The sequence below is a fragment of the Brachymonas moutaii (nom. illeg.) genome (genome assembly GCF_049977365.1).
Taxonomy (GTDB): Bacteria; Pseudomonadota; Gammaproteobacteria; order Burkholderiales; family Burkholderiaceae_C; genus Brachymonas.
Genome location: NZ_JBNGEN010000006.1, coordinates 136,733 through 162,474 on the forward strand (window position 1 = coordinate 136,733; position 25,742 = coordinate 162,474).

A 25,742-nucleotide genomic window follows, 5' to 3' on the forward strand; every position below is an offset into this window, starting at 1 on the left:
AGTCTGTTTTGTGTTTTGGGCTCCACAAGCTGTGTAGTGGAGTTTTCAGGCTCCACAAATCCGGGGCAATGGGAGATTGCTGATGGATTTCCGAATATTTTCAATGAAATCATATGGTTATTTGCTTTTTGGATTTCAGGGCCGCTGAGAGGTTGTGAGGGGAAACCATGAAACTCAAGTTCAAGACCCAGGCCTACCAGTCGGCTGCGGTGCAGGCCGTGGTGGACTGCTTCACGGGGCAGCCGCCCGCATCGGCGGAGGCTGTCAGCTACCGCGTGGATCCGGGGCATGTCGCCTGTGGCGGTATGCTGGGCAGCACGGTCACCAGCGAGGATGGCTTCAGGAACGCAGATCTGGCACTGACGGATCAGCAGGTGCTGCACAACATCCAGGAGGTGCAGCGCGGGCAGAATCTGCCCGTGTCGGGCACGCTGGATGGCTTCTTTACCCTGAACGCCAAGCGTGAGCGGGTGCCTGTGACAAGGCAGTACACGGAGGTGGCCAGGGCCATTTCCAGGGTGCACCTCGATATCGAGATGGAAACGGGCACGGGCAAGACGTACTGCTACATCAAGACGATTTTCGAGCTCAACCGCCGCTACGGCTGGAGCAAGTTCATCATTGTCGTGCCGAGCATCGCCATTCGGGAAGGGGTGGCCAAGTCGCTGGAGATCACCGCCGAGCACTTTCTGGAGTCCTACCAGAAGAAGGCGCGCTTCTTCATCTACAACTCCCGGCAGCTGCATCATCTGGAGAGCTTTGCATCGGACGCGGGCATCAACGTCATGGTCATCAACGTGCAGGCGTTCAATGCCAAGGGCAAGGACAATCGCCGCATCTATGAGGTGCTGGATGATTTCCAGTCCCGCCGCCCGATCGATGTCATCCGGGCCAACAGGCCGATCCTGATTCTGGACGAGCCGCAGAGAATGGAAGGCGCACAGACCCTGAAGTCTCTGGAAGAGTTCCATGCCCTGATGGTGCTGCGCTACTCGGCCACGCACAGAACCACGCACCACAAGATTCACCGCCTGGACGCGCTGGATGCCTACAACCAGAAGCTGGTGAAAAAGATCGCTGCACGGGGCATCTCGGTAAAGGGGCTGGCCGGCACCGCAGGCTACCTGTATCTGCAGTCCGTCGAGATTTCGAGCAAGAAGCCTCCCGAGGCACGCGTCGAGTTCGAGCGCAGGCTGGCAGGGGGGCGCATCAAGCGGGTTGTGAAGCTGCTGTCCAGGGGGGACAACCTGTATGACCTGTCTCACCAGTTGGACCAGTACCGCGACGGCTTCGTGGTGTCCGACATCAACGCCCATACGGACACCCTGAGCTTCACGAACGGGGTGCAGCTGCGGGTGGGAGATGTCACCGGTGACGTGACCGAGGCGGCGTTGCGCCGCATCCAGATCCGCGAGGCCATCAAGGCCCACTTCGACAAGGAGCAGGCTCTGTTCCAGCAGGGCGTGAAGGTCCTGACGCTGTACTTCATCGACGAGGTGGCCAAGTACCGCGACTATGCGCAGCCCGACACCAAGGGCGACTATGCGCGCATCTTCGAAGAGGAATACAACCTGTACCTCAACGAGATGCTGGACCTGGATGAGACGCCGTATGTCCAGTACCTCAGGGGCATCACGGCCGAGAAGACCCACAGAGGGTACTTTTCCATCGACAAGAAGACGAGGCGGGAAGTCAATCCCGACATCGAGAAGCGCGGCGAGAATGCGGGCCTGTCCAACGACGTGGAGGCATACGACCTGATACTGAAGAACAAGGAGCGTTTGCTGTCGCTGGATGAACCGGTGCGCTTCATCTTCTCGCATTCGGCGCTGCGCGAAGGCTGGGACAACCCCAACGTGTTCGTGATCTGTGCGCTCAAGCACAGCGACAACACGATCTCTCGCCGTCAGGAGGTGGGGCGGGGGCTGCGCATTTCGGTCAACCAGCAGGGTGAACGCATGGACGATCCCGTGACGGTCCATGACGTGAATGTGCTGACGGTGGTGGCGAGCGAGAGTTACGGGGACTTCGTTGCGGCGCTGCAGAAGGACATTGCCGAATCGCTTTCTGCCCGCCCGCAGGTGGCCGACGAGGCCTTCTTTACCGGCAAGATCCTGAAGACAGCCACAGGCAACGTGGAGGTCACCCCGCAGCTGGCCAGGCATATCTACAAGTACCTGCTCAAGAACGACTACACGGACGATGCCGACCACATCACGGGCACGTATCACGCTGCGAAGCAGACGGATGTCCTGGCCGAGCTGCCGCCAGAGCTCAGGCCCTATGCAGCCCAGGTCTACCAGCTGATCGACAGCGTGTTCAGTGTCAGCCAGCTGCCCGAGATCGGCGACGACCGCCGTCCCAAAAGGAATCCGCTCAACGCCAACTTTGACCGGCAGGAGTTCAGGGCTCTGTGGAACCGCATCAATCGCAAGGCGGCGTACAGCGTCAGCTTCAAGGAGTCCGAGCTGGTCCAGAAGGCGGTGGCGGTGCTCAACGACAGGGACGCTGGCCTGCGCGTTACGCCGCTGCAATATACGATCCAGCGCGGCGAGCAGGCCGAGTCCATTACCTACGAAGGACTGCAAGCGGGAGATGCGTTCAGGCTCAAGGCTTCGGAAACCGAGAGCAACTATGTGTCGGCGCACTCGGCCGTCAGGTACGACCTGATCGGCAAGCTGGCTGAGGGCACGCAGCTGACTCGCCGCACGATTGCTGAAATTCTGAAAGGCATGAACGCCGCAGTGTTTGCGCAGTTCAGAACCAATCCGGAGAATTTCATTGCCGAAGCCATTCGCCTGATCAACGAGCAAAAGGCCACGGTCATCGTCGAGCATTTGGCCTATGACGAGGTGGAGGACAAGTATGACCTGGATATTTTCACCGCCAGCCAGAGTCATCAGGACTTCAGCAAGGCTGGAGAAAAACTGCGGCATCACATCTACGACTATGTGCTGACCGATTCTCTTGTGGAACGTCGATTCGTGACGGAGCTGGACACCAGCAGCGACGTGGTGGTGTATGCCAAGCTGCCGCGTGGTTTTCTGATTCCTACGCCCGTAGGAAACTACAACCCGGATTGGGCCATCTCCTTCAGGGAGGGAACAGTCAAGCACATTTATTTTGTGGCAGAAACCAAGGGCTCCATGTCTTCCATGGAGCTGCGTGAGATCGAAAGAACCAAGATTCAATGCGCACGCAAATTTTTCGACAAAATCAACCAGCATGCCGGTGCTGCACACATCAGCTATGAGGTGGTGGACAGCTTCGACAGGCTGATGGAGCTGGTGAAGTAACGTGGACCCAAAAATGTACGCCCCTACCCCCGCCAGGCCCCCCATGCCACCAGCTCCGGCAGGTCGGGAGGGGTAGGGAGGGGGTAGAAGAGGCAGCTGGCGCGGGCGGCGTGGGTGGAGGGGGTGGCTTCGCGCAGGCCGGTGCGCAGGCACTTGTCGGCGGCTTCGAGGCGGGTCCAGGCCTGGGCACAGGTGCGGGCGCTGGCCGATGGCGGCGGGGGCGCGCCGTCGTAGAGCCGCAGCACGGCATGCCAGGCACTGGGGTCGAGCCAGCCGGCACGGGTGGCGTCCACGCCCAGGGCACCCCGGTCGGCCATGGCGATCAGGGCGAGTCGGCCGGCGTAGCTCCAGCCGATGCCTTCGGGAGGCAGGGCCTCGGTGTCGATGGCGTGCCCGCACCACCCTTGTGCGACGCGGCGCAGCAGCCGGGCGCGGTCGCAGGCCTGGGTGGCAGGGGGGCAGGGGAGCCACCCGTAGCGCACGTGCACGGGGGGCTGGCCCGGGGGCGTGAGGGTGCACTCCCCCTGTGCGATCCAGGGCACGTCGTGCATGTTCTGCACGGTGTGCGCTGGGAGTCGGGCGCCGGGATGCGGGATCACTGCTCGGCGGCGGCTTTCCACGGTGCTGCGGGCGAGCCGCACCAGTCGCTGTTGGGCGGGATGTTCTCGCCCTTCATGACCAGGGTCAGCGGGCCGAGCATGGCGCCCTCGCCCAGCGTGGCGTCATACAGCACGGTGCAGCGGGCACGGATGTTGGCGCCGCGTTCGATGACGACGTTGCCGATCTTCATGATGCGGTCCTCGAACAGGTGGGTCTGCGGGCCGCACAGGTTGTTGAGTTCGGCGTGGTCGCCCACGGTGACGCAGTCGTACTCGGTCATGTCGGTGGTGTCGAGGTAGACGTACTTGCCGACCTTGGCGCCGTACAGGCGCAGGGCCCAGGGCAGCATGGGGGTGCCGCGCAGGTAGTTGAGGAAGCTCATGACGGCCATGGATTCGTACATGTTGGTCACGGCCTCGCTGAACCACACGAAGGGGGTCCACATGGGGTGGGCCGAGGGCTTGTAGCGGCCAATGAAGATCCACTTGAGCAGCAGCACGAAGACCATCGAGCCGAGTCCGTAGAGGGCGCCGGACATGGCCAGGTGCCAGAACATGCCGGCCCAGTCCTCGTTGCCGACGTAGGGCATCACGCTGTTGACGATGGCATAGCCCACGCCCACGCTGTAGGCGAGCGGCACCACGATGCGGAAGCTCTCGACGAGCGTGCGTCCGGTCATGCGGGCGAATCCGGGGTGGAAGGTGGTGTCCTCGTCGAAGCCGGTCACCACCTCGCGGGCCGGGAGCTGGATCGGCGGGGTGCCGAACCAGGTGTCGCCCGGTTTCATGCGGGCGCTTTCGGGAGCGCGCGACTGCACCCCGATGAGCACGTTGGGCGGGATGACGGAGCCATCGGGCACATAGGCGCCGTTGCCGACGAAGCTGCGGTGGCCCACGGTGGTGCGGCGCAGGGTCATCCAGCCGCCTTCGACATCGTCGTCGCCGAGCATCACCGCGTCGGCGATGAAGGTTTCGTCGCCGAGCGTGAGCATGTCGGGCACCACGCCCATGGCGGTGGAGATTTCGGCACGCTTGCCGACCTTGGCGCCGAGCAGGCGGTACCACGAGGGGGCGAACACGGTGGCATAGACCGAGTGCAGGGTCTGCAGGCTGGTGTCCTGGATCTGGTTGATGATCCACTTGCGGTAGTAGGTGGAGCCGTGCACCGGGTAGCGGCCCGGCTCCATCTGCGGAATGGCCAGCCACCGCACGGTGGCCGACAGCAGGGCCGTGAACACGATCAGGATGGCCGAGGCCGGAATGGCCAGGGTCGAGTAGTGCAGGGCCTGGGCCCAGAAGCTGCTGAAGGGGCTCTCGGGCAGCAGCCAGTCCACGAACATGAAGGTCGGGAACAGCGGCATGAAGAAGATCATGCCGATGAGGAAGGTGTTGACGCCGTAGAAGCAGGTCTCGAACACCGCCTGGCTGAAGGTGTAGGGCGGGCGGGCCGGCAGGTGGCTGCGGTCGTAGCTGCCCACGCGCGCGGCGGGGCTGCCGAGCCAGCTCTCGCCCGAGGGTACGGACTGTCCGTCGGCCAGGGCCGACTGGCCTTCGAGCTTGGAGTATTCGCCCATGCGGGTGTTGCCTTCGAGCACGCAGTACGAGCCCACGCTGCTTTCGGCGCCGATGTCGATGCGTCCGAACACCAGTTCGCCGCGTTCGACCCGGGCATTCTCGAAGTTCACGGCTGCGCCGATGCTCACGCCGTCCCCAATGGAGATGAGCGAGGGCACGCGCACCAGCACGCCGCCCGGTGCCACGTCACGACCGAGCTGCACGCCCACGGCCCTGAGGTAGAAGTTCATCAGGATCGAGCCGTTGAGCAGGTACAGCGGGGCTGCGTTGACCATGCGGTCGGAGAGCCACCACCGGAAGTACATCCACCCCCACAGCGGGTAACGGCCCGGTCGCACGCGGCCGAGCACGTAGCGCCGCCCGATCACTGCCAGCAGCAGGCTGGCCAGGTGCACCAGCACGAACACGCCGAGCGAGTACAGCATGGCGCGCCAGATGCTGTCACCGGGGCTGCCGGTGAAGATGTGGTACGTGAAGAAGGGGGCGAGCCACTGCATCACCGAGATGAAGACCAGTACCGGCAGCGCCATGGCCTGGAACACGCCGCAGCGCAGGCGGCGCCACAGGGTGTTGTGCGGCGAGGGCTCGAACGGGGCGCTGGTTTCCTGCGCGCCGAGCATGTGTTCGAGCATGGCATCGGCGATCTTGCCGAGGCGGCGGTTGCGGTACACGTCCTGCACCGTCATGGAGGCGAGCCGCGCATCGGCGCGCAGCAGCGACACCAGCCGCGCCGCAAAGAGCGAGTGCCCGCCCAGGTCGCTGAAGAAGTCGGCATCGCGGCGCAGGGCCTCGCCGGGGAACATGCCCTTGAGCACGTCGAAGAGCAGGCGCTCGGCGTCGTTGTCGGGAGTGTCGGAGTCGGCGCTGTCCTGCGCCGGAGCGAGTTCGATGGCCTTGAGTGCCTTGCGGTCGATCTTGCCCGAGAGCAGGCGCGGGAGCACGTCCACGAATTCGTAGCGCACCGGCACCATGTACGACGGCAGACGCGCCTTGAGCGCCTCGCGCAGCTGGCTGGCCGCAGGCGGCGGCAGAGGCTGCCCGGCGTCGTCCAGATTCTGCTCGGGAGCGATCCAGGCCACGAGCTGGTCGATGTCGTTGATCTTGCGCACCAGCACGGCGGCCGTGCCCACGCCGGCCTGTTCGCACAGGGCTGCCTCGATCTCGCCGAGCTCCACCCGGAATCCCCGGATCTTGACCTGATCGTCCGCGCGTCCCAGACACTGCACGGCGCCGTCGTCCTGAATGCGCGCCAGGTCGCCCGTGCGGTAGAGGCGGTGCTCGCTCTCATGAGCGGCCCAGGGGTTGGGCAGGAACTTCTCGGCCGTCAGCTCGGGCCGGCCCAGGTAGCCCTGCGCCACGCCGGGGCCGATGATGCACAGCTCCCCGGTTTCGCCGGGCGGCACGGGCTTCTGCTGCTCGTCAAGCACCAGCATGCCGTAGTTGGGCAGCGGCCAGCCGATGGTCACCGGCCTGTCGCGGGTGAGCAGGGCCAGGCTGGCAGACACCGTGGCCTCGGTCGGGCCGTAGGTGTTGAAGATCTGCAGGCCGGGGCGGTCGAAGCGCGCCACCAGGGCATCGGGGCACATTTCGCCGCCCAGATTGATGATGCGCAGGCCTGGCACCTCGGTGCTGAACAGCGCCAGGAGCGTGGGTACGGCATGCAGCACGGTGATGCCGTTGTCCTGCAGGGCACGCGGCAGCGCATCCGGGTCGCTCACCAGGGCCTTGGGGGCTACCCACAGCGTGGCGCCCACCAGATAGCTGATCCAGATTTCCTCGAACGACATGTCGAAGGCCACCGAGAACCCCTGGTACACCCGGTCGTTCTCGGTCACGCCCAGCACCTCGTTCTCGCTGCGCAGGAAGTGGGTGATGTTGGCGTGCTCGATCACGATGCCCTTGGGCTTGCCCGTCGAGCCACTGGTGTAGATCACATAGGCCGGGTGGTGCGGAGCCAGCTCCGCGCGCCGCGTCAGCGGGCCTTCCACCTCGGCCAGCAGCTCCCCGTGCCGCCAGGTGACATAGGGTTCCTGGGCCAGACCTTCGGCCCAGTCGCTGTGGCACACCAGTCCGGCCGCGCTGGCGTCTTCGAGACACACGGCAATGCGGTCGGTCGGCACATCGGCATCGAAGGGCAGCCAGGCCGCCCCTGCCTTGGTGATGCCGAGCTGCATCACCAGCAGCTCCAGCCCGCGTGGCAGCCACAGACCCACGATCTGGCCGGGGTGCACCCCGTGGGTCATGAGGTGGTGGGCCACCAGGTCGGCCGCATGGTCGAGCTGCGCGTAGGTCAGGGTGTTGCCGCTTGCGCCATCGATCAGCGCCACCTTGTGCGGCAGCCGCTGCGCCGTGGCCTCGAAGACATCAGGCAGCATCTCGTGCCGCATCAGATCGGGCCGGCGCGGACCGCGCACGATCAGGGGCTCGACGCCGCCCTTGACAGGTTGGGGCGCCTCAGGCGGCAGGACGGCGTGGGAAGAAGGCGACAATTTTTATTCTCCGTTCGGTGCAGGTCCCGCCAGGCGACAGGCCCCATGGCTGCTCGGCAGTCGGATGGGGCATGCCATTGCATGCATTTCCGGTACTGGCGCGCTCCAGGGCTCCATTATCAGGAAAGAGACAGCATCCGTTCACAGATGGGAGGTGTTACAGAGGTGCCAAGTGGTTGCTGCAGACATGCAGTGTCCGGTTTCAGACGGCGCAGCCTGCAGAACTGAAAGTATTGTCCTCCATCGCTCCCGTCCGTGCAGGGCGGGGTGCGACGGCAGAGGTGCCTTCCTGCAGCAGCCTCCTGGCGTCTGCTTCATCCGGCGAGGCCGCACTGCTGTCGTTGCGGGTCGCGCTTGCGGGGGCGTTTCAGGTGGCGTCTTCGGCCTCGGTGCCTTCCTGCTTCCATGCCAGCGCCTGGGCATAGAGTGCGTTGCGCGAGGCACCGGTCAGTTCCGTCGCCAGACGCACCGCCGCCCGTGTGGGCAGCTCGGCAAGCAGCAGGCGCAACGCGCGCAGGGCGGGCTCGGGCAGGGCAGCATCGTTCCGGGATTCGGCAGGCAGGGCATGCACGACCACGACGAATTCGCCGCGTGCGCGCTCCGGCGCACCGCCGATCCAGGCATCCGCTTCATCTGCAGGCAGGGTCACGATGGTCTCGAACTGCTTGGTCAGCTCACGGGCCAGCGTGACGGGGCGTGCGCCCAGCACGGCCAGCTCCCGGCACAGGGCGGCAATGCGGTGCGGAGCTTCGAGCAGCACCACCGTGCGCCGCTCCGCCTGCAGGGCCTGCAGCGCCTGGGCACGCTCCCCGCCCTTGCCGGGCAGGAATCCGGCAAACACCCAGCCTCCCTCCAGTCCTGCCACGCCATTGCTGAGCTGGGTGGTATCTGCCCCCGACGCACACAGCGCCGTGAGCACGCTGCTCGCACCGGGCAGCGGCATCACCCGCAGGCCAGCCTCGCGCACGGCCTGCACCAGCCGGGCGCCGGGATCGCTCACGGCGGGCGTGCCGGCATCGCTCACATACGCAATCCGTTCCCCCTGCCGCAGCCGCGCCACCACGCCCTGCGCCGCCGTCTCCTCGTTGTGCTGGTGCAGCGCGAGCAGCTGGGGCTGCGGCCGGGCCAGGCCGTAGGCTCGCAGCATGGCCTGGGTGTGTCGGGTGTCCTCGCAGGCCACCGCATCCACCATCTGCAGCACCTGCAGTGCCCGTACCGTGATGTCGGCCAGGTTGCCGATCGGGGTGGCGACCAGATACAGGGTGCCTGCCGGATATGATTGGTGCGCAGCAGCGCCCGGCACGGCCTGCAGCAGCGGGCCAAAATCGGCAGTCAGGGTAGGAGCGACGGACGGCAATGGGATTCCTTTTCGGCGGAGCAGCAGGACGCGGGCGCACGGCACGCACGGACACGCGTGCCCAGGGAGACGCAGCCGAAGCCCAGGCCGTCGCCTGGCTGGAGCGGCGGGGCCTGCGTCTCGTGCAGCGCAACTACCGCACCCCCGGGCGGGGTGGCGGCGAAATCGACGCCATTATGCGCGCCCCCGACGGCACGCTGGTGTTCGTCGAGGTACGCCTCCGTCACGACGGTCTCCATGGCGGAGCAGCAGCCAGCATCGGCCCCATCAAGCAGCGGCGCCTCATTCTGGCCGCCCAGCATTTCCTGGCGTCCTGTGCACGTCTGCCAGCCTGCCGCTTCGATGTCATGGCAGGGCAGCCCGATGCAGCCGGCCACCTGCAGTGGGAATGGTTACAAGCCGCCTTCGACGCCTCGTTATGATGGCATGCGTTCCATCGGGCAGGGCGACGCCATCCGGACGTGCCTGCCCCGGCTCTGTGTTGTGCCTCACTGTCCCAGGAGTTCCTGTCATGCCCCGTTTCCCTGCCTCGTTCCCCCTGCGAGCCCTGTGCGCCACCCTGGTTCTGGGCAGCACTCTCACGGCCTGCGCTCCCCTGCTCGTTGGCGGTGCAGCCGGAGGCGCCATGCTGGCAGTGGACCGGCGCACCTCGGGCGCCCAGCTCGACGACGAGGGCATCGAGCTCCGGGCCAAGAACCGCATGGCCAGCGCCCTGCAGGAGCGCGGCCATCTCGACCCCGTCAGCTACAACCGCATCCTGCTGCTCACCGGACAGGTGCCCACCGAAGCCGATCGCCAGCAGGCCGAAGCCGTGGCCCGCACCGTGCCCAACGTGCGCAATGTGGTCAATGAGCTCACCGTCGGTCCGGCGGCCAGCCTGTCTCAGCGTACCTCCGACAGCCTCACCACCGGCCGCGTCAAGTCGGCCCTGCTGGGTACCAGGAGCCTGCAGTCCGGCGCCATCAAGGTTGTCACCGAACTCAGTACCGTCTACCTCATGGGCATCGTCACCCCACGCGAGGCAGACCTGGCCACCAGCACCGTGCGCGATGTCAACGGTGTGCTCAAGGTCGTGAAAGTGTTCGAAATCGTGAACGAATCGGCCCTCAACGGCGGCACCATCGACAGCCCTGCGGCTGCGCGTCGCACCCCCGATGCAGCCGCCTCGGCGGCCTCCGCCACCCCCGTCGCGGGCGCAGCCGTCACCACTCCCGTCACCTCCGGCTCCACCACACCGTGAGGCGGTGCCGCGCTCACAGCCAGCGCCGCACCCGGCGGCAGTAGCGCGCGTATGCTTCCCCAAAGCGGCTGTGCAGCAGCCGCTCCTCGGGCCGGATCTGGAAACGCTGCAGATAGGCCATGGCCAGCGGCACGCACAGCAGGGCCAGTGGGTGTGCCAGCCAGCACCCCCAGCCCAGCAGCACCAGCGCCATGCCCAGATACATGGGATTGCGCGTGTGCCGGTACACCCCGTCCTGTGCCAGCCGGCTCGCCCGCGCAGGATGCAGCGGATCCGGCGTGGTGCGCAGCTTGCGGAACATTCCCAGCCCGGACAGCGCCATCCCCATGCCACAGGCCGCTGCGCACAGCGCCAGCGTGATGCGCCACGCAACGGGCAGGTGCCACTCCCAGGCAGGAGTGCCGCGTGCTGCGCCGTACATGAGGGCCGCGCACAGCCCATCCACCACCGGAGGCGGAATTCGGCATTCCAGTCCCCTGGGCCGCACCTCCTCGGGCACAGCGGTTGCATCGGGCTGCAGCGAGCGCATCTCGGGAAGACTCAGCGGTACTGGGCGGCCATTTCACGCGCGCGGCGCCAGCACGCACGCATGGCCTCCACGATGTGTTCTCCCACCTGGTGCTGCTGCATGCTGGTGATGGCCTCGTGGGTCGTGCCCCCCTTGCTCGTCACACGGGCCCGCAGCACTTCGGGCGCCTCGTCCGATGCCTGCACCAGGGCTGCAGCGCCCGCCAGCGTCTGCGCGGCCAGCTCGCGGCTCTCGGCCTCGCTCAGCCCCAGCTCCACGCCCCCCTGCATCAGGGCCTCGATCCAGTAGAACACATAGGCAGGCCCCGATCCGGAAATGGCCGTCACCGCATCCAGCTGCGCTTCCCCCTTCACCCACAGCAGCTTGCCCGTGGGATGGAGCAGGGCATCCGTCAGCTCCCGATCGGCTGCGGTGGCTCCCGGCGCCGCGTACAGGCCCGACATGCCCTGCCCGATGAGGGAGGGTGTATTGGGCATGCAGCGCACCACGCGGTCGGTTCCCAGCCAGCGCGCCAGGGTCTCGGTGGTGATGCCAGCCGCCACGCTCAGATGCAGGGCGTCCGGCGTGTGCGGCACCACCGGCAGCGACGCCTCGTGAAACACCTGCGGCTTCACCGCCCACACCACCACATCGGCACCGGCCAGCTCCGGCCCCGCAGCGCCCAGTGTGTGCACCCCGAACTGCGCCGACAGTCGGGCGCGCGTCGCCTCCGTCGGGGCCACTACCGTCACCTGGTCCGGGCGCAGCCCTTCCTTGATCAGCCCTCCCAGAATGGCGGAGGCCATGTTCCCGCCCCCGATGAACACAAGACGAAGCTGGGGATGCGCAAAGGCGGAGGCGTGCATGGAGATGATCCTGAAGACAGAGCCCCGGCACCGACCGGCACCGGCAGCAGAAAAGAGAGGGAAAGGGCCTGCGCGCAGGCCATTGGGGATCGATTATGCAGCGCCCCTGCTTCCCTGTTCCTGCGTGCGGCACAGCCGGCGCTGCCGTGCGGCGCAACGACTGTTGCACACACGCGGCATCCAGGGCACCCAGCTTCGCCTGGATATTGACTTTGTCCCTTGCATCGGCGACAATGCAAAGCTTCGCATCATTTCAGGTGCGATATGTCTGCCCAACTGAAGCGTCGTGCGTTCTGCATGTGCGCGGATGACGGGCCCAAGACTGGCTTTTGGTGTGCACCGTCTCGGTGTGCTTCGAAGTACAAGTTGGGAACTCAAAATGATCCAAACAGAATCTCGTCTAGAGGTTGCCGACAATACGGGCGCCAAGTCTGTCCTGTGCATCAAGGTGCTGGGCGGCTCCAAGCGTCGTTACGCTAGCGTCGGCGACATTATCAAGGTCAGCGTCAAGGAAGCTGCGCCGCGTGGTCGCGTCAAGAAGGGCGAGATCTACAGCGCCGTGGTTGTCCGCACTGCCAAGGGCATCCGCCGTGGCGATGGCTCCCTGATCAAGTTCGATGGCAACGCCGCCGTGTTGCTCAATAGCAAGCTGGAGCCCATCGGCACCCGCATCTTCGGTCCCGTGACGCGTGAACTGCGTACCGAGCGCTTCATGAAGATCGTGTCGCTCGCTCCCGAAGTGCTGTAAGGAGAAGAGGCATGAACAAGATTCGCAAAGGCGACGAGGTCATCGTCCTCACCGGTCGCGACAAGGGCAAGCGTGGCGTCGTCGCGCAGCGCAAGGATGACTCCCACCTGCTGGTGGAGGGTGTCAACATGGTCAAGAAGCACGTCAAGCCCAACCCCATGAAGGGCGAGCAGGGCGGCATCGTGGAAAAGACCATGCCCATCCATCAGTCCAACGTGGCAATTTTCAATGCGGCAACCGGCAAGGCTGACCGCGTCGGCATCAAGACCCTGGAAGACGGCAGCCGCGTGCGTGTCTTCAAGTCCAGTGGCGAAGAAATCAAGGTGGCATGAACATGGCACGTCTGCAGCAACACTATCGCGAAAAAGTCGTGGCCGAGCTGACCAAGAAATTTGGTTACAAGTCTCCCATGCAAGTGCCGCGCATCACCAAGATCACCCTGAACATGGGTGTCGGTGAAGCCGTTGCCGACAAGAAGGTCATGGACAACGCCGTGGCCGACCTGACCAAGATCGCCGGTCAGAAGCCTGTCGTCACCAAGGCCAAGAAGGCCATCGCAGGCTTCAAGATCCGTGAAGGCCAGCCCCTGGGCTGCATGGTCACCCTGCGTGGCGTGCGGATGTACGAATTCCTGGATCGCTTCGTCACCGTGGCACTGCCCCGCGTGCGCGACTTCCGTGGTATCTCCGGCCGTTCCTTCGATGGCCGTGGCAACTACAACGTCGGCGTCAAGGAACAGATCATTTTCCCCGAAATTGAGTACGACAAGGTCGATGCCCTGCGCGGTCTCAATATCAGCATCACCACGACGGCCAAGACCGATGAAGAGTGCAAGGCACTGCTCGCCGGTTTCCGTTTCCCGTTCAAGAACTGAGGTGCTTTGTGGCTAAATTAGCTTTGATCCAACGCGAACTCAAGCGCGAAAAAATGGTGGCCAAGTACGCCAAGAAGCATGCCGAGCTCAAGGCCATCTTCAAGGATGTCTCCAAGAGCGACGAAGAGCGCGATGCCGCCCTTCTGGCCCTCCAGAAACTGCCCCGCAATGCCAGCCCCGTCCGCCAGCGCAACCGCTGCGAGCTGACCGGCCGTCCGCGCGGCACCTTCCGCCAGTTCGGCCTCGGCCGTTCCAAGATCCGTGAAATGGCGTTCGCCGGTGGCATCCCCGGTGTCACCAAGGCTAGCTGGTAATCGGCAGGAGAATCAACAATGAGCATGAGCGATCCCATCGCCGATCTGCTGACCCGCATCCGCAACGCGCAGATGGTCAGCAAGGCTACCGTGACGGTGCCGGCTTCCAAGGTGAAGACCGCGATCGTCCAGGTCCTGAAGGACGAAGGCTACATCGACGGTTTTGAAGTCAAGACCGAAGAAGGCAAGTCCGTTCTGGAAATTGCCCTCAAGTACTACGCCGGTCGCCCCGTCATCGAGCGCATCGAGCGCGTCAGCCGTCCCGGCCTGCGCGTGTACAAGAGCAGCAAGACTCTGCCGCAGGTCATGAATGGCCTCGGCGTCGCCATCGTCACTACCCCCAAGGGTGTGATGACCGACCGCAAGGCTCGCGCCAGCGGCGTGGGCGGCGAAGTCCTGTGCTACGTGGCGTAATCGAAGCGAGGAGAATGTCAAATGTCCCGTGTAGGTAAACTCCCCGTCGCCATCCCGCAGGGCGTCGATGTGTCCATCACCGCGGAAAGCATCCAGGTCAAGGGTTCCGGTGGCATGCTGTCCGCTGTGGCCAATCCCCTGGTCAAGGTCGAATCCCAGGACGGCAAGCTGTCCTTCGTCCCCGCCGACGAATCCCGTGAAGCCAACGCCATGTCCGGCACGCTGCGTCAGCTCGTGAGCAACATGGTGATCGGCGTGAGCAAGGGCTTCGAGAAGAAGCTGTCCCTCATCGGCGTGGGCTACAAGGCCTCCGTTCAGGGCAACAAACTCAATCTGAACGTCGGTTACTCGCATCCGGTGGTCATGGAAATGCCCGAAGGCATCACCGTCGTGACCCCGACGCCGACCGAAGTCGTCATCAAGGGTGCTGATCGTCAGCGCGTGGGTCAGGTGGCTGCCGAAGTGCGTGCCACCCGTCCTCCCGAGCCTTACAAGGGCAAGGGCGTGCGCTACGCCGACGAGAAGGTCATCATCAAAGAGACCAAGAAGAAATAAGGAACGGCATCATGTTGAACAAGAAAGCACAACGTATTCGCCGTGCACGCCAGACCCGCATCCGCATCGCGGGTCAGGGTGTGCCCCGCCTGACCGTGAACCGCACCAACCTGCACATGTACGCAGCCGTGATCTCTGGCTGTGGCACGAAGGTGCTGGCCTCCGCTTCCACTGCCGAAGCCGACATCCGCAAGGAACTCGGCACCTCCGGCAAGGGCGGCAACGTCGCTGCAGCAACCCTGATCGGCAAGCGCATTGCCGAGAAGGCCAAGGCTGCCGGCATCGAGAAGGTCGCCTTCGACCGCGCTGGCTTTGCCTACCACGGCCGTGTCAAGGCCCTGGCTGACGCCGCCCGCGAAGCTGGCTTGCAGTTCTAAGCAGATTGGAATCAAAAATGGCAAAAGTACAAGCTAAATCGCAAGACGACGCACGCGACGACGGCCTTCGCGAGAAGATGATCGCGGTCAACCGCGTCACCAAGGTCGTCAAGGGTGGTCGTATCCTCGGCTTCGCAGCGCTCACCGTGGTGGGCGACGGCGACGGTGGTGTCGGCATGGGCAAGGGCAAGTCCAAGGAAGTGCCCGCTGCCGTGCAGAAGGCCATGGAAGAAGCCCGCCACAACATGGTGAAGGTGTCCCTCAAGAACGGCACCATTCATCACGAAGTGATGGGGCACCATGGTGCCGCACGCGTCATGATGGCTCCCGCTCCCAAGGGTACCGGCATCATCGCCGGCGGCCCGATGCGCGCCGTCTTCGAAGTGATGGGCATCACCGACATCGTGGCCAAGAGCCACGGGTCTTCCAACCCCTACAACATGGTCCGCGCCACCTTCGACGCGCTGCGCAATGCCTCCACCCCCGCCGAGGTGGCCGCCAAGCGTGGCAAGAGCGTGGAAGACATCTTCGCCGCCTGAGGAAGAACAGCATGTCCGACAAGCAAACCGTCAAGCTCCAGCTGGTTCGCAGCCCCATCGGCTGCAAAGAAAGCCACCGTGCCACCGTGCGTGGCCTGGGCCTGCGCAAACTCAACAGCGTCAGCGAACTGCAGGACACCCCTGCCGTGCGCGGCATGATCAACAAGATCAGCTACCTGGTCAAAATCCTCTGAGGTCTGAAGATGGAACTCAACAACATCAAGCCTGCGGAAGGTGCCAAGCACGCCAAGCGTCGCGTCGGTCGCGGCATTGGTTCGGGCCTGGGCAAGACTGCAGGTCGTGGTCACAAGGGCCAGAAGTCCCGTTCCGGTGGTTACCACAAGGTCGGCTTCGAAGGGGGCCAGATGCCGATGCAGCGCCGCATGCCCAAGCGCGGCTTCAAATCGCATCTGCTCAAGTACAACGCCGAGATCAACCTCAACGAACTCAATCAGCTCGGGCTGGATGAAGTCGATCTGGCTGCTCTCAAGCAGGCCGGCTTCATCAGCCAGATGACCAAGGTCGTCAAGGTCGTCAAGAGCGGCGAGCTGACCCGTGCGGTCAAGCTCACCGGCATCGGTGCAACCGCAGGCGCCAAGGCAGCCATCGAGGCTGCTGGCGGCAGCCTGGCCTGATTGGACTGACGGAACACAAGGGCGCACAACGTGGCAACAAGTCTGGCAAACACGGCAAGCTCACCCAAGTACGGCGACCTGCGTCGCCGTCTGGTGTTCCTGCTGATGGCTCTGGTCGTCTACCGGATCGGAGCGCACATCCCGGTGCCTGGCATCGACCCCAACCAGCTGCATCAGCTGTTCCAGGGGCAGCAGGGCGGCATCCTGAACCTGTTCAACATGTTCTCGGGCGGTGCGCTGTCGCGCTTCACGGTCTTTGCTCTGGGGATCATGCCGTACATCTCGGCATCGATCATCATGCAGCTGATGACCTACGTCGTGCCCAGCTTCGAGCAGATCAAGAAGGAAGGCCAGGCCGGTCAGCGCAAGATCACCCAGTACACCCGCTACGGAACGCTGTTCCTGGCCGTCTTCCAGTCCTTCGGCATCGCCGTGGCACTGGAGAATGCCCAGGGCCTGGTGCTCGATCCCGGAATGACCTTCCGTCTCACGACGGTGGTCAGCCTGACGGCCGGCACCCTGTTCCTGATGTGGCTGGGCGAGCAGATCACGGAGCGCGGTCTCGGCAACGGGATCTCCATCCTGATCTTCGCCGGCATCGCTGCGGGTCTGCCGCATGCCATCGCCGGTCTGCTCGAGCTCGTGCGGACCAACTCCATGAGCATCGTCGTGGCACTGTTCATCCTCGTGGTGGTGGCGCTGGTGACGTACTTCGTGGTGTTCGTCGAGCGCGGTCAGCGCAAGATCCTGATCAACTATGCGCGCCGCCAGGTGGGCAACAAGGTGTACGGAGGACAGTCGTCCTATCTGCCCCTCAAGCTCAACATGGCCGGTGTGATCCCCCCGATCTTCGCATCGTCGATCATCCTGCTGCCGGCTACGGTGGTGAACTGGTTCAGCAGCGGCGACCGCATGCGCTGGCTCAAGAACATCGCCGCCTCGCTGACTCCGGGCCAGCCGATCTACATCGCGCTCTACGCTGCAGCCATCGTGTTCTTCTGCTTCTTCTACACGGGACTCGTCTTCAACAGTCGCGAGACTGCAGACAATCTCAAGAAGAGTGGAGCCTTCGTGCCGGGCATCCGTCCGGGCGATCACACGGCACGCTACATCGACAAGATCCTGCTGCGTCTGACGCTGGTAGGGGCGGTCTACATCACCCTGGTGTGCCTGCTGCCTGAATTCCTGATTTTGAAATACAACGTGCCCTTCTACTTCGGCGGCACCTCGCTGCTGATCATCGTAGTCGTCACCATGGACTTCATGGCCCAGGTGCAGAACTACATGATGACCCAGCAGTACGACGCCCTGCTCAAGAAGGCCAATTTCAAGACCGGAGGAGGGCGCTGAGAAATGGCAAAGGACGATGTCATTCAGATGCAGGGAGAGGTCGCAGAGAATCTCCCGAATGCCACCTTCCGCGTCAAGCTTGAAAACGGGCACATGGTGCTCGGTCACATCTCCGGGAAGATGCGTATGCACTACATCCGCATCCTGCCTGGCGACAAGGTCACCGTGGAGCTGACGCCCTACGATTTATCCAAAGCGCGCATTGTGTTCCGCGCCAAGTAAGCAAGAGTTTGAGGAGAGAAACATGAAAGTCTCGGCTTCGGTAAAGAAAATTTGCCGCAACTGCAAGATCATTCGCCGCAAGGGCGTGGTGCGCGTCATCTGCACCGACCCGCGTCACAAACAGCGTCAAGGCTGATCACAGTAACAGAGGAATCCCATGGCACGTATTGCTGGTATCAACATTCCGCCGCAACAGCACGCTGAGATCGGCCTGACCGCCATTTATGGCATCGGTCGTACCCGCGCCCGCGACATCTGCGACGCCTGTGGCATCGCCTATTCCAAGAAGGTCAAGGACCTGACCGACGGCGATCTCGAAAAGATTCGCGACGCTCTCGCGCACTACACCCTCGAAGGTGACCTGCGTCGCGAGACCACGATGAACATCAAGCGCCTGATGGACATTGGCTGCTACCGCGGCTTCCGTCATCGCCGTGGCCTGCCGGTGCGCGGTCAGCGCACCCGCACCAATGCGCGTACGCGCAAGGGTCCGCGCAAGGCTGCCCAGTCCCTGAAGAAATAATCGAGAAGGCTGAAGAATCATCATGGCTAAACCGTCCAACAACGCAGCATCCCGCGTCCGCAAGAAAGTCCGCAAGAACATTGCCGACGGCATTGCCCACGTGCATGCGTCGTTCAACAACACCATCATCACCATCACCGACCGTCAGGGCAACGCACTGTCCTGGGCTTCTTCCGGTGGTCAAGGCTTCAAGGGTTCCCGCAAGTCCACTCCGTTTGCTGCTCAGGTGGCTTCCGAAGTGGCTGGCCGCGCTGCCGTCGAGCAGGGCATCAAGAACCTCGAAGTCGAGATCAAGGGTCCCGGCCCCGGCCGCGAATCCTCGGTGCGCGCACTGGCTGCACTTGGCATTAAAATCACGTCCATTTCCGACGTGACGCCCGTGCCGCACAACGGCTGTCGCCCGCAAAAGCGCCGTCGCATCTGATTTTTTTACCAAGCCCACTGCCGCCAACGCTATTCAGGGTTGGCGGCTCCTGCTTTTTCTGAAAGCAGCAGTCATTCACAAGGAAAAACACCGTGGCACGTTATCTTGGCCCCAAGGCAAAACTCGCACGCCGTGAAGGCACCGACCTGTTCCTGAAGAGCGCACGCCGCTCCATCAGCGACAAGAGCAAATTTGAAGTCAAACCCGGTCAGCATGGCCGCATCTCCGGCCAGCGTACGTCCGACTTCGGTCTGCAGCTGCGCGAGAAGCAGAAGGTCAAGCGCATGTACGGCGTTCTGGAGCGTCAGTTCCGCCGCTATTTTGCCGAGGCCGAGCGTCGCCGTGGCAACACCGGTGCCAACCTGCTGTTCCTGCTCGAATCGCGTCTGGACAACGTGGTCTTCCGCATGGGTTTCGGTTCCACCCGTGCCGAAGCGCGCCAGCTGGTTTCCCACAAGGCCATCCTGGTCAACGGTCAGCAGGTCAACATCCCTTCCTACCAGGTCAAGCCTGGTGACGTGATCGCCGTGCGCGAGAAGTCCGCCAAGCAAAACCGCGTGGTCGAGGCCCTGCAGCTGGCCGGTCAAGTCGGTTTCCCGGGCTGGGTGGAAGTGAATGCCGAGAAGGCAGAAGGCGTGTTCAAGAAGACGCCGGATCGTGACGAGTTCGCAGCAGATGTGAACGAATCGCTGATCGTCGAATTGTATTCTCGTTAATTCCAGGAAATACGGCGTCAGCCGTATTTCCGCGTTTGGGCTTCGGCGCTCCCAGAGCTGGCAGACGCATCATATTGTTTCGGTTCCTGACGCCATTTGCATGCGTCAGGGGCTTCACCAGCCTTACCGGTGTAACGAGCCGGGGGTATTGAGAGGAAGTCGGAATGCAAACCAATCTGTTGAAACCCAAGAACATCCATGTGGAGCAGCTGGGCGGCAATCGCGCCAAGGTGACGCTGGAGCCTTTCGAGCGTGGCTATGGCCATACGCTGGGCAATGCCCTACGTCGCGTGTTGCTGTCTTCCATGATCGGCTATGCCGTCACCGAGGTGACCATCGCCGGAGTTCTGCACGAGTATGCCTCCATTGACGGCGTGCAGGAAGATGTGGTCAACATCCTGCTCAACCTCAAGGGCGTCGTGTTCAAGCTGCACAACCGCGATGAGGTGACTCTGAGCCTGCGCAAGGATACCGAGGGTGTCGTGACTGCTGCGGACATCCAGATTCCGCACGATGTCGAGATCATCAATCCCGAGCATGTCATCTGCACCCTGTCGCAGGGCGGCAAGATCGACATGCAGCTCAAGATCGAGAAGGGTCGTGGCTATGTGCCCGGCAACATGCGCCGCTATGGCGACGAGGCGTTCAAGTTCATCGGCCGTATTGTGCTCGATGCTTCTTTCTCGCCCGTGCGTCGTGTGAGCTATGCCGTCGAGAGCGCCCGTGTCGAGCAGCGTACCGATCTGGACAAGCTGGTCATCGACATCGAGACCAACGGCGCCATCTCGGCCGAGGATGCCGTGCGTTCTTCCGCCAAGATCCTGGTGGAACAGCTCGCCGTGTTTGCGCAGCTCGAAGGCGGTGCACTCGATGCATTCGACCAGCCCGCCTCCCGCAGTGCGGCACAGTTCGATCCGGTTCTGTTGCGCCCTGTCGACGAACTCGAACTCACGGTGCGTTCTGCCAACTGCCTCAAGGCCGAAAACATCTACTATATCGGCGATCTCATCCAGCGTACCGAGAACGAACTGCTCAAGACGCCGAATCTCGGCCGCAAGTCGCTCAACGAGATCAAGGAAGTGCTGGCCTCGCGTGGTCTCACGCTGGGCATGAAGCTCGAGAACTGGCCTCCTGCCGGCCTTGAGAAGCGCTGATCGTTTTTTAACCGGGCCTATGGCCCATAGTGTGCTCCCGGCAGTACCTGATACGGCTGCCGGTTTTTGATAAAGAAAGGAACAGCACCATGCGTCACGGACTCAAGCTCCGCAAACTCAACCGTACCTCCAGCCACCGTCAGGCGATGCTGCGCAACATGATGAATTCCCTCATCGCGCACGAAGCCATCAAGACGACGCTGCCCAAGGCCAAGGAACTGCGCAAGGTGATCGAGCCCATGATCACCCTTGCCAAGACCAACACCGTGGCCAACAAGCGCCTGGCCTTCGATCGCCTGCGCGACCGCGACAGCGTGGTCAAGCTCTTCGGCGAGCTCGGCCCCCGCTTTGCCACCCGTCCGGGCGGCTACACCCGCATCCTGAAGATGGGCTTCCGCGTGGGCGACAATGCCCCGATGGCCTACATCGAGCTGGTGGATCGTGCCGAAGTCGAAGAAAAAGCTGAAGAAGCTGCTGACAAGGCCGAGTAAACGGTGCTATAATTTCATTTCTGACGCGCGATGGAGCAGTCTGGTAGCTCGTTGGGCTCATAACCCAAAGGTCGGAGGTTCAAATCCTTCTCGCGCAACCAATTCAAACCCACCTGATTTTTCAGGTGGGTTTTTTTTATGGTGCGCCCAGCATGGGCGTATGCCTGCGGGTGCAAGTCCCGCTGCGAGCTGGTCACAGTGCGCAAAGTGAAACGCAACTGCATGAGAGCGACCGAGTGCGGAAAGGAATCGGGGCGCGTAAATCGTGGGCCGATGAACAGGAGCCGCAGAGAAAGCGCTGCCTGAGCAGGGTAAGTGGGCATGAAACCACGAAGCGCCTGTGACCAAGACGAGGCGGCATGGATGCGGCAGCAGGTGCGATGACGGTGTGCGCTCTGACGGGTTTCGCCTCGGCAGAGAGAGGTGCTCGATGCGGTCAAGAGTGCAGTGGCCGACCAGTGCCTTCAGGAGCCAGTCTCTGGGCTGCGTGCTGTGGATGGCCCAGGGCAAAGAAATCCCATGTTCAAGGTCCGAATCCGGTAACTCACGTGCCGCCCGGGTGGCGTGCCACGAGCGCAGTGGTGCAGAAACCATGCCTCTGTGTGCAGGGCTGGACGGCGTACCTTGGAGACGCAACAAACGCCACGGAGCGGGCGATGGCTGGATGCATGGCTGCGTCACCGTCTGCGAGGAATCCGGCGCAGGGGCTGAGCCTGCTCCAGGCAGCTGACGTCAAGGCGAGCAGCGGGAAAGAGGGGCCTGTGGCTGGCTGCAGCCTTCATTCAGTGCCGCAGCGATGCCATGAGGTAGTGGGCTCCGGCATGAGGGTTGTAGTAATACGGGGGGATTGCGACAAACCCCAGTTCGTCGTACAGGGTGCGGGCGGCTTCCATGTCGTCGAGCGTGTCGAGCAGCACATGCTGGTAACCCAGCAGGCGGGCGGCATCGAGCGTGGCTTCCGTGAGGGCTCTGCCCAGGCCAAAGCGGCGGAACTGGGGGCGCACGTAGAGCCGCTTCATTTCGGCGGCATCGTCGTAGTCGGTGTCGGGCAGGGCGCGCAGAGCGCAGCAGCCAGCTATGGCGTCATCGATGGTGGCCAGAAGCAGGGCCCCCCGGACGGGGTCGGCATAGTCGCCCGGGAGGGAAGCGAGCTCCTGCTTGAATTGCTGGAACTCCAGGTCGATGGGCAGGCTGGCGGCGTACTCGACGAACAGCTGCCGTGCCTCGGTGAGCAGGGTGGGCGTGTCGGCGCGGAGAATGTGCACCTGGGGAGAGGGCGGGGCAGAATCCGGCATGGCAGAGGAAAGCAGAGAACGGAGAAGTGCGGATCAGAATCCGTTGCCGCCTGCGGGAGGAATGGGGGCGCCGAGCCCGTGGATCCACCACAGGAGTCCTGCGCAGGCTGCAGCGATCACCAGGGCCAGCAGCCAGCGTGCCGGGCCATCCTGGCTCGCCGGAGTGGAGGGCGGGAGGGACTTGTTTCCGGTCAGCATGGCGGAGACCAGGGGGCGATGTCGCACGAGGCTATACCAGACGATGGCGGCAAGATGCAGCAGGATCAGCGCAAGAATGACATATTTGCCCAGCTTGTGCCAGCCGGTGAGGCGATCGACGAGGCCATCGGAGAGCAGGTGCGACAGGGGGCCGGCAAATGCGATGTCATCGTTGGAGAACAGACCCAGAATGCCCTGAGCCAGCAGGGCCAGCAGCAGGGCAAAGGTCGAGAGGGCGCCTGCAGGGCTGTGGCCGACTTCATCGAGCGGAGTCTTGTGGCCTCGCAGATAGCGCAGCAGATGGGCGGGGCTGTAGAGGAAGCTGGAAAAGCGCGACCACCGCCCGCCCACCAGTCCCCAGCAGAGCCGGAACAGCAGCAGGGCCAAGGCGGCTTCTCCCAGGCGCATATGCCATTCCATCCAGTCTCCTGCGGTCATGCCCGTGACCAGCAGGGCGCACACCACAGCGGCGAGCGTCCAGTGGAACAGGCGGGTGGGAAGATCCCAGATGCGGATCGACGTGGGAGAGGGGGAGGCCATGGCAACACCAGCAGCGGAACACGAAAAGTGTCCCTAGTGTACCCACTTGTCTCCTGACAAGGCCGGAGGGCGCCCCAGGCGGAACGGAAGCTGGCGGGAGGGGTCGACCGCTCAGCCGGGCATGGTGTCGACGAAGCTCGGGCGCTGTTCGAGCTTGGTCAGCAGCTGGGTCAGGGTGGGATGCCGGCTGCGCCAGTCCAGATCGGGGAAGCGGAAACTCAGCCAGCCCAGTGCACAGCCGACGGCGATGTCGGCCAGGGTGGGGTGCACGCCGCCGATGCAGTAGGGCTTGTCGGCGAGGAGACGGGCCATTTCGGCCAGACCGGCATCCACCTTGTGCATCTGGCGCTCGATCCAGGGCTGACAGCGCTGCAGGGTGCTGCGGCCTTCCCATGTGGCTTCGAGACGGGCGGCGACGGCCGCATCCAGGACGCCATCGGCCAGGGCTTCCCAGACCTTGACCTCGAGCCGGTCGCGCGCCACGGACGGGATGAGCTTGCCTACAGGGCTCAGGGTGTCGAGGTATTCGACGATGACGCGCGAGTCGTAGACCATGTCACCGGCCTTGAGTTCGAGCACGGGGATCTTGCCCAGCGGATTGAGCGAGGTGATCTGGGTATTCGCCGCCCAGACGTTTTCGGGTACGAACTGGTATTCCAGCTTCTTTTCGGCCAGGACGGCGCGTACCTTGCGGACATAGGGACTGGTGGTGGAACCGTAGAGCTTCATGCGAAAACGAACCGGAGAGCTGCCTGATGAGGAGTAAACGATTGTATCGGGGTCGGCTGAAAGGGGGCAGGAAGAAGTGTAAATGCCGGGAAGGCACGCAGGAATGCAGCCTGCCGGGGCGGAATCGGGAGTTGCCGGGGGATGCGCTGCCTGTCTGCGAAGGAGGCCGGGCGCGATGCGGCGTGCATGCAACGGTAAGGTTCGGCCATTCGGGGGAGGCCGACAGGACATGTGGCACAAAACAAAGACAAAACAAAGCGTGAGCGAATGCAACAAATTACAATCAGCGAATGACTTCTACACCTCTCGAACTTACCCCACTCACCGCCATTTCTCCGCTGGATGGGCGGTATGCGGCCAAGTTGCGCCCTCTGCGCGCCAGCATGAGCGAATACGGCTACATGCGCTGCCGCGTGCAGGTCGAAGTGGCCTGGTTCATGGCCCTCAGCGATGCGGGCATGGAGCAGTTCAAGCCCCTGACGCCCGGGGCACGCAAGTATCTGCTGGAGCTGGTCAAGAATTTCTCCCTGGAGGATGCCAAGGCCATCAAGGACATCGAGAAGACCACCAACCATGACGTGAAGGCGGTCGAGTACTGGATCAAGAGCAAGTTCGACGGCCGTTCCGAGCTGCAGAACGCCTCCGAGTTTGTCCACTTTGCCTGCACGAGCGAGGACATCAACAACACCAGCCACGCCCTGCAGCTCAAGATGTGCCGCGAGCAGGTGCTCTTGCCCGGCATCGATGCGATCTGCACGACCCTGCGCGGCATGGCCCAGCAGTTTGCGGCCGTGTCCATGCTGAGCCGCACGCATGGCCAGACGGCCAGCCCGACCACGGTGGGCAAGGAACTGGCGAACGTGCTGGTGCGGCTGGAGAAGGCGCGTGCCCGCATTGCAGGCGTGGCCCTGCTGGGCAAGATGAACGGTGCCGTGGGCAACTACAACGCCCACCTGAGCGCTGCGCCCGAGATCGACTGGGAATCCTTCAGCAAGGCAGTGGTGGAAACCGCCGAGCCGCTGGGTCTGGGGCTCACATTCCAGCCCTACAGCATCCAGATCGAGCCGCACGACTACATGGCCGAGCTGTTCGATGCCGTGGCGCGGGCCAATACGATCCTGGTCGACTTCTCACGCGATGTGTGGGGCTACATCAGCCTGGGGTATTTCAAGCAGCGGCTCAAGGAAGGGGAAATCGGCTCCTCGACCATGCCGCACAAGGTCAACCCCATCGATTTCGAGAATGCCGAGGGGAACTTCGGTCTGGCCAATGCCCTGCTGCGGCACTTGAGCGAAAAGCTGCCCGTGAGCCGCTGGCAGCGTGACCTGACGGATTCGACCGTGCTGCGCAACATGGGCGTGGCACTGGGCTATGCGATTCTGGGCCAGCAGTCGCTGCTGACGGGCATGGGCAAGCTGCAGATCAACGAAGAGCGCATTGCCGAAGATCTTGACCACGCCTGGGAAGTGCTGGCCGAGCCAATCCAGACCGTGATGCGCCGCTACGGTGTGCAGGGGGCCTACGAAAAGCTCAAGGCCGTGACGCGCGGCAAGACGGTGCACCCTGAGGATCTGCATGCCCTGATCCGTGGGCTGGAGATTCCCGAGTCCGAGAAGGAGCGCCTGCTGGAGATGACGCCGGCCACCTATGTCGGCAAGGCGGCAGAACTGGCACGTCGCGCCTGATCGACCGGGCGACGGACCCTGCAGAAAAC

The 25,742-nt window shown here is 63.4% G+C and carries 30 protein-coding genes and 1 tRNA gene; 23 read left to right on the forward strand and 8 right to left on the reverse strand.

The annotated features are described in order from the left end of the window. The first annotated feature begins 167 nt into the window (after positions 1-167). Entirely contained in the window at positions 168-3,296 is a 3,129-nt protein-coding gene (locus ACP2WS_RS08420) for a type III restriction-modification system endonuclease (RefSeq protein ID WP_426460385.1), read from the forward strand. A gap of 23 nt (positions 3,297-3,319) precedes the next feature. On the opposite strand, the gene ACP2WS_RS08425 is transcribed toward ACP2WS_RS08420, so the two are convergent. The 3 genes from ACP2WS_RS08425 to rsmI form a co-directional block, all read right to left on the reverse strand. Continuing rightward, the gene (locus ACP2WS_RS08425; protein WP_426460386.1) at positions 3,320-3,847 is read right to left on the reverse strand and encodes a 4'-phosphopantetheinyl transferase family protein; all 528 of its coding nucleotides are present in this window, start codon (positions 3,845-3,847) and stop codon (positions 3,320-3,322) included. A 44-nt stretch (positions 3,848-3,891) separates the two neighbouring features. Beyond that, positions 3,892-7,959 (reverse strand): Pls/PosA family non-ribosomal peptide synthetase, encoded by a 4,068-nt coding sequence (locus ACP2WS_RS08430; RefSeq protein WP_426460387.1) that lies wholly within the window; start codon positions 7,957-7,959, stop codon positions 3,892-3,894. A gap of 367 nt (positions 7,960-8,326) precedes the next feature. Further along, a complete protein-coding gene (gene rsmI / locus ACP2WS_RS08435; protein WP_426460416.1) occupies positions 8,327-9,295 on the reverse strand; it encodes a 16S rRNA (cytidine(1402)-2'-O)-methyltransferase in 969 nt (322 codons plus the stop codon). 20 nt (positions 9,296-9,315) lie between these two features. Between rsmI and ACP2WS_RS08440 the strand changes: the two genes are divergently transcribed. After that, entirely contained in the window at positions 9,316-9,738 is a 423-nt protein-coding gene (locus tag ACP2WS_RS08440) for a YraN family protein (RefSeq protein WP_374493929.1), read from the forward strand. Between the two features lie 89 nt (positions 9,739-9,827). Further along, on the forward strand, positions 9,828-10,556 hold the full coding sequence (locus tag ACP2WS_RS08445) for a BON domain-containing protein (RefSeq protein WP_426460388.1): 729 nt from the start codon (positions 9,828-9,830) through the stop codon (positions 10,554-10,556). Positions 10,557-10,569: 13 nt separating this feature from the next. On the opposite strand, the gene ACP2WS_RS08450 is transcribed toward ACP2WS_RS08445, so the two are convergent. Both ACP2WS_RS08450 and proC read right to left on the reverse strand, forming a co-directional pair. Beyond that, positions 10,570-11,085: a methyltransferase family protein gene (locus tag ACP2WS_RS08450; protein ID WP_426460389.1), complete on the reverse strand. Its 516-nt coding sequence runs from the start codon at positions 11,083-11,085 to the stop codon at positions 10,570-10,572. An 11-nt stretch (positions 11,086-11,096) separates the two neighbouring features. After that, positions 11,097-11,930, reverse strand: a complete 834-nt coding sequence (proC, locus tag ACP2WS_RS08455; protein ID WP_426460390.1) for a pyrroline-5-carboxylate reductase — start codon at positions 11,928-11,930, stop codon at positions 11,097-11,099. Between the two features lie 379 nt (positions 11,931-12,309). Here proC and rplN point away from each other — a divergent pair, with 379 nt between their 5' ends. The 19 genes from rplN to ACP2WS_RS08550 all read left to right on the forward strand — a co-directional run bounded on the left by rplN (position 12,310) and on the right by ACP2WS_RS08550 (position 21,367). Continuing rightward, on the forward strand, positions 12,310-12,678 hold the full coding sequence (gene rplN, locus ACP2WS_RS08460; RefSeq protein WP_374493937.1) for a 50S ribosomal protein L14: 369 nt from the start codon (positions 12,310-12,312) through the stop codon (positions 12,676-12,678). An 11-nt stretch (positions 12,679-12,689) separates the two neighbouring features. Continuing rightward, entirely contained in the window at positions 12,690-13,010 is a 321-nt protein-coding gene (gene rplX / locus ACP2WS_RS08465) for a 50S ribosomal protein L24 (RefSeq protein WP_374493939.1), read from the forward strand. A 2-nt stretch (positions 13,011-13,012) separates the two neighbouring features. Then, positions 13,013-13,552: a 50S ribosomal protein L5 gene (rplE, locus tag ACP2WS_RS08470; RefSeq protein ID WP_374494004.1), complete on the forward strand. Its 540-nt coding sequence runs from the start codon at positions 13,013-13,015 to the stop codon at positions 13,550-13,552. Between the two features lie 8 nt (positions 13,553-13,560). Next, positions 13,561-13,866, forward strand: coding sequence for a 30S ribosomal protein S14 (rpsN, locus tag ACP2WS_RS08475; RefSeq protein ID WP_374493940.1), 306 nt, complete (start codon positions 13,561-13,563; stop codon positions 13,864-13,866). An 18-nt stretch (positions 13,867-13,884) separates the two neighbouring features. Beyond that, positions 13,885-14,280: a 30S ribosomal protein S8 gene (gene rpsH / locus ACP2WS_RS08480; protein ID WP_374493941.1), complete on the forward strand. Its 396-nt coding sequence runs from the start codon at positions 13,885-13,887 to the stop codon at positions 14,278-14,280. Between the two features lie 21 nt (positions 14,281-14,301). After that, complete coding sequence (gene rplF, locus ACP2WS_RS08485) at positions 14,302-14,835, forward strand: 50S ribosomal protein L6 (protein WP_374493942.1); 534 nt, start codon at positions 14,302-14,304, stop codon at positions 14,833-14,835. A gap of 11 nt (positions 14,836-14,846) precedes the next feature. Next, on the forward strand, positions 14,847-15,212 hold the full coding sequence (gene rplR / locus ACP2WS_RS08490; protein ID WP_374493943.1) for a 50S ribosomal protein L18: 366 nt from the start codon (positions 14,847-14,849) through the stop codon (positions 15,210-15,212). A 17-nt stretch (positions 15,213-15,229) separates the two neighbouring features. Further along, positions 15,230-15,751 carry a 30S ribosomal protein S5 gene (rpsE, locus tag ACP2WS_RS08495; RefSeq protein WP_426460392.1) on the forward strand — a complete coding sequence of 174 codons (522 nt, stop codon included), beginning with the start codon at positions 15,230-15,232 and terminating at the stop codon, positions 15,749-15,751. An 11-nt stretch (positions 15,752-15,762) separates the two neighbouring features. Continuing rightward, entirely contained in the window at positions 15,763-15,945 is a 183-nt protein-coding gene (gene rpmD, locus ACP2WS_RS08500; protein WP_374493946.1) for a 50S ribosomal protein L30, read from the forward strand. A 9-nt stretch (positions 15,946-15,954) separates the two neighbouring features. Then, the gene (rplO, locus tag ACP2WS_RS08505; RefSeq protein ID WP_374493948.1) at positions 15,955-16,386 is read left to right on the forward strand and encodes a 50S ribosomal protein L15; all 432 of its coding nucleotides are present in this window, start codon (positions 15,955-15,957) and stop codon (positions 16,384-16,386) included. A gap of 30 nt (positions 16,387-16,416) precedes the next feature. Further along, entirely contained in the window at positions 16,417-17,736 is a 1,320-nt protein-coding gene (gene secY, locus ACP2WS_RS08510) for a preprotein translocase subunit SecY (protein WP_374493950.1), read from the forward strand. Positions 17,737-17,739: 3 nt separating this feature from the next. Further along, positions 17,740-17,958 (forward strand): translation initiation factor IF-1, encoded by a 219-nt coding sequence (infA, locus tag ACP2WS_RS08515; RefSeq protein WP_374493952.1) that lies wholly within the window; start codon positions 17,740-17,742, stop codon positions 17,956-17,958. A 22-nt stretch (positions 17,959-17,980) separates the two neighbouring features. Then, on the forward strand, positions 17,981-18,094 hold the full coding sequence (gene rpmJ / locus ACP2WS_RS08520) for a 50S ribosomal protein L36 (RefSeq protein ID WP_012348927.1): 114 nt from the start codon (positions 17,981-17,983) through the stop codon (positions 18,092-18,094). Positions 18,095-18,115: 21 nt separating this feature from the next. Further along, positions 18,116-18,481 carry a 30S ribosomal protein S13 gene (gene rpsM, locus ACP2WS_RS08525; protein WP_374493956.1) on the forward strand — a complete coding sequence of 122 codons (366 nt, stop codon included), beginning with the start codon at positions 18,116-18,118 and terminating at the stop codon, positions 18,479-18,481. 22 nt (positions 18,482-18,503) lie between these two features. Beyond that, entirely contained in the window at positions 18,504-18,905 is a 402-nt protein-coding gene (gene rpsK, locus ACP2WS_RS08530; protein ID WP_374493958.1) for a 30S ribosomal protein S11, read from the forward strand. 92 nt (positions 18,906-18,997) lie between these two features. After that, complete coding sequence (gene rpsD / locus ACP2WS_RS08535; RefSeq protein ID WP_374493960.1) at positions 18,998-19,621, forward strand: 30S ribosomal protein S4; 624 nt, start codon at positions 18,998-19,000, stop codon at positions 19,619-19,621. Between the two features lie 164 nt (positions 19,622-19,785). Next, positions 19,786-20,775, forward strand: a complete 990-nt coding sequence (locus ACP2WS_RS08540; protein ID WP_374493962.1) for a DNA-directed RNA polymerase subunit alpha — start codon at positions 19,786-19,788, stop codon at positions 20,773-20,775. 89 nt (positions 20,776-20,864) lie between these two features. Continuing rightward, positions 20,865-21,266 (forward strand): 50S ribosomal protein L17, encoded by a 402-nt coding sequence (gene rplQ, locus ACP2WS_RS08545; RefSeq protein ID WP_374493964.1) that lies wholly within the window; start codon positions 20,865-20,867, stop codon positions 21,264-21,266. Positions 21,267-21,290: 24 nt separating this feature from the next. After that, a tRNA-Met gene (locus ACP2WS_RS08550) sits at positions 21,291-21,367 on the forward strand. Positions 21,368-22,048: 681 nt separating this feature from the next. Here ACP2WS_RS08550 and ACP2WS_RS08555 read toward each other — a convergent pair. The 3 genes from ACP2WS_RS08555 to ACP2WS_RS08565 form a co-directional block, all read right to left on the reverse strand. Continuing rightward, positions 22,049-22,561, reverse strand: a complete 513-nt coding sequence (locus ACP2WS_RS08555) for a GNAT family N-acetyltransferase (protein ID WP_426460394.1) — start codon at positions 22,559-22,561, stop codon at positions 22,049-22,051. A 33-nt stretch (positions 22,562-22,594) separates the two neighbouring features. Then, on the reverse strand, positions 22,595-23,299 hold the full coding sequence (locus ACP2WS_RS08560; RefSeq protein WP_374493967.1) for a cytochrome b/b6 domain-containing protein: 705 nt from the start codon (positions 23,297-23,299) through the stop codon (positions 22,595-22,597). A 111-nt stretch (positions 23,300-23,410) separates the two neighbouring features. Next, positions 23,411-24,028 carry a glutathione S-transferase family protein gene (locus tag ACP2WS_RS08565; RefSeq protein WP_426460395.1) on the reverse strand — a complete coding sequence of 206 codons (618 nt, stop codon included), beginning with the start codon at positions 24,026-24,028 and terminating at the stop codon, positions 23,411-23,413. Between the two features lie 290 nt (positions 24,029-24,318). Here ACP2WS_RS08565 and purB point away from each other — a divergent pair, with 290 nt between their 5' ends. Next, entirely contained in the window at positions 24,319-25,713 is a 1,395-nt protein-coding gene (purB, locus tag ACP2WS_RS08570) for an adenylosuccinate lyase (protein ID WP_374493970.1), read from the forward strand. Positions 25,714-25,742 lie beyond the last annotated feature (29 nt).

Bases quoted from the DNA above. Each gene is read 5' to 3' on its own strand.
- ACP2WS_RS08540 (WP_374493962.1), top strand. From the start codon at position 19,786: ATGCAAACCAATCTGTTGAAACCCAAGAACATCCATGTGGAGCAGCTG.
- rplF (WP_374493942.1), top strand. From the start codon at position 14,302: ATGTCCCGTGTAGGTAAACTCCCCGTCGCCATCCCGCAGGGCGTCGAT.
- rpsK (WP_374493958.1), top strand. From the start codon at position 18,504: ATGGCTAAACCGTCCAACAACGCAGCATCCCGCGTCCGCAAGAAAGTC.
- ACP2WS_RS08555 (WP_426460394.1), bottom strand. From the start codon at position 22,561: ATGCCGGATTCTGCCCCGCCCTCTCCCCAGGTGCACATTCTCCGCGCC.
- ACP2WS_RS08445 (WP_426460388.1), top strand. From the start codon at position 9,828: ATGCCCCGTTTCCCTGCCTCGTTCCCCCTGCGAGCCCTGTGCGCCACC.
- rpsE (WP_426460392.1), top strand. From the start codon at position 15,230: ATGGCAAAAGTACAAGCTAAATCGCAAGACGACGCACGCGACGACGGC.
- purB (WP_374493970.1), top strand. From the start codon at position 24,319: ATGACTTCTACACCTCTCGAACTTACCCCACTCACCGCCATTTCTCCG.
- ACP2WS_RS08565 (WP_426460395.1), bottom strand. From the start codon at position 24,028: ATGAAGCTCTACGGTTCCACCACCAGTCCCTATGTCCGCAAGGTACGC.
- rpsM (WP_374493956.1), top strand. From the start codon at position 18,116: ATGGCACGTATTGCTGGTATCAACATTCCGCCGCAACAGCACGCTGAG.
- ACP2WS_RS08450 (WP_426460389.1), bottom strand. From the start codon at position 11,085: ATGCGCTCGCTGCAGCCCGATGCAACCGCTGTGCCCGAGGAGGTGCGG.
- rplQ (WP_374493964.1), top strand. From the start codon at position 20,865: ATGCGTCACGGACTCAAGCTCCGCAAACTCAACCGTACCTCCAGCCAC.
- rplE (WP_374494004.1), top strand. From the start codon at position 13,013: ATGGCACGTCTGCAGCAACACTATCGCGAAAAAGTCGTGGCCGAGCTG.
- rpmD (WP_374493946.1), top strand. From the start codon at position 15,763: ATGTCCGACAAGCAAACCGTCAAGCTCCAGCTGGTTCGCAGCCCCATC.
- ACP2WS_RS08420 (WP_426460385.1), top strand. From the start codon at position 168: ATGAAACTCAAGTTCAAGACCCAGGCCTACCAGTCGGCTGCGGTGCAG.
- ACP2WS_RS08560 (WP_374493967.1), bottom strand. From the start codon at position 23,299: ATGGCCTCCCCCTCTCCCACGTCGATCCGCATCTGGGATCTTCCCACC.
- rpsH (WP_374493941.1), top strand. From the start codon at position 13,885: ATGAGCATGAGCGATCCCATCGCCGATCTGCTGACCCGCATCCGCAAC.
- rplR (WP_374493943.1), top strand. From the start codon at position 14,847: ATGTTGAACAAGAAAGCACAACGTATTCGCCGTGCACGCCAGACCCGC.
- ACP2WS_RS08440 (WP_374493929.1), top strand. From the start codon at position 9,316: ATGGGATTCCTTTTCGGCGGAGCAGCAGGACGCGGGCGCACGGCACGC.
- infA (WP_374493952.1), top strand. From the start codon at position 17,740: ATGGCAAAGGACGATGTCATTCAGATGCAGGGAGAGGTCGCAGAGAAT.
- rplX (WP_374493939.1), top strand. From the start codon at position 12,690: ATGAACAAGATTCGCAAAGGCGACGAGGTCATCGTCCTCACCGGTCGC.
- rpmJ (WP_012348927.1), top strand. From the start codon at position 17,981: ATGAAAGTCTCGGCTTCGGTAAAGAAAATTTGCCGCAACTGCAAGATC.
- proC (WP_426460390.1), bottom strand. From the start codon at position 11,930: ATGCACGCCTCCGCCTTTGCGCATCCCCAGCTTCGTCTTGTGTTCATC.
- rplN (WP_374493937.1), top strand. From the start codon at position 12,310: ATGATCCAAACAGAATCTCGTCTAGAGGTTGCCGACAATACGGGCGCC.
- rplO (WP_374493948.1), top strand. From the start codon at position 15,955: ATGGAACTCAACAACATCAAGCCTGCGGAAGGTGCCAAGCACGCCAAG.
- ACP2WS_RS08425 (WP_426460386.1), bottom strand. From the start codon at position 3,847: ATGCACGACGTGCCCTGGATCGCACAGGGGGAGTGCACCCTCACGCCC.